Source organism: Fretibacterium fastidiosum (assembly GCF_000210715.1).
GTDB lineage: Bacteria > Synergistota > Synergistia > Synergistales > Aminobacteriaceae > Fretibacterium > Fretibacterium fastidiosum.
The window spans coordinates 1,701,923-1,703,108 of record NC_021038.1 but is presented as its reverse complement, the minus strand read 5'-3'; the positions used below and the strand labels follow the sequence as shown (position 1 = coordinate 1,703,108).

Here is a 1,186-nt window from a genome sequence, read left to right as displayed (position 1 = left end):
AAAGCGACATGAACGTGTTCTTGAAGATCGGGGACTCCAGGAACTCCCCCGGCGTGTCGATGCACTCCGGCGTGAAGCACACCGCCTCCGTCTTCGTGACGGGGCCGCTCAGGTACCCCATGGCCGTCATGAGCGTCGTCTTGCCGGCGCCGCTGCGGCCGATGACCATGATGCGGCGGGGGCGGCTCATGAGTGGGTGATGGGGGCCGGGAAGAAGCCGAGGATGTCCTTCAGCGACTGGACGGTGGCCCGCAGCGCCGTCTCGACCGCGGACACCTCCCCCGTGAACAGGAGGCACCCCGTGAAGCGGTCCACGAACTCGATGTTGACCGTCGCGGACTTGGACGCGATGTCCGCCGCGATGATGGACCCCTCGCCCGGCGTGATGGTCATGAGCCCCAGCGCCCCAGGATGGTCCACGCCGACGGAGGAGCACAGGGACTTCCTGGGGTTGCGGATCACGTGGGCCAGCGTCACCTGCTTGCCCGGAACGTACTCCAGGGTCCCGCGAAAGTTTCCGGAGGAGCCGCGTTCCTCCACCGCGTCCTCCCTCTGAAACGGCGAATCCGGCATCGCTATCCCCTCTCCTTCCTCAACGCCCCGACATATAAAAAAGGGCACTGCCGAAGTCATCGGCGCACAAACGCACGCCATGACACTCAGCAGCGCCCCGAACTCCTCGCGGGAGGCTGCACTATGCCGCATGGATCGGTCTCCTGGCTCGTCTTCACCCTCGGCTGCCCCTTCCCGAAACGCTCAGTGGCACGGCAGCTTCGTCAGACTTACAGTGGCGGGCCCGCCCCGGAATCTCACCGGACTTCCCATAACATCGATGCGGCACAACTCTGACCCCGGCGCGCACTCGCGCGCCGAATCCCAACCCGGTCCTTCTTTGCTGTAACGATTCAAAGTTAGTATACAAAGTTTCCTTTTGTGTGTCAACCTCGCCGAGGCGCTTTGCGGGGCCCGGCCCGAACGAGGGCGGCTGCGCGATAATCAAAACGTCGAAGGAGGGGTAATACCAATCCCTCGATCATCCCCTGCACTCAGAGGCAGCTCGAAGGGGGCGCCTTAGACTCCACACGCCCCCCGATCTCGTCCCTCCGAACCTCACGCCCCTTCCCGTCAGCGACGATTCCGTCCGACGGCCGGCGTCCTGAGGGCGCACAATCAGCGTTTTCCCCTT

General features: G+C 64.2%; 2 protein-coding genes and 1 riboswitch. Both genes read right to left on the bottom strand.

All coding sequences use genetic code 11. The annotated features are described in order from the left end of the window. A partial coding sequence (locus tag SY1_RS07845) for a EutP/PduV family microcompartment system protein (protein ID WP_243440632.1) occupies positions 1 to 190 on the bottom strand: 190 nt, incomplete at its 3' end. Next, a complete protein-coding gene (locus SY1_RS07840) occupies positions 187 to 573 on the bottom strand; it encodes a BMC domain-containing protein (RefSeq protein ID WP_015556704.1) in 387 nt (128 codons plus the stop codon). The genes SY1_RS07845 and SY1_RS07840, both read right to left, overlap by 4 nt. Positions 574 to 689: 116 nt before the next feature. After that, a riboswitch (cobalamin riboswitch) is annotated at positions 690 to 849 on the bottom strand. Between the last annotated feature and the right edge of the window lie 337 nt (positions 850 to 1,186).

Excerpts from the sequence above, each read along its gene's own strand:
- SY1_RS07840 (WP_015556704.1), bottom strand. The coding sequence starts at position 573 with ATGCCGGATTCGCCGTTTCAGAGGGAGGACGCGGTGGAGGAACGCGGC.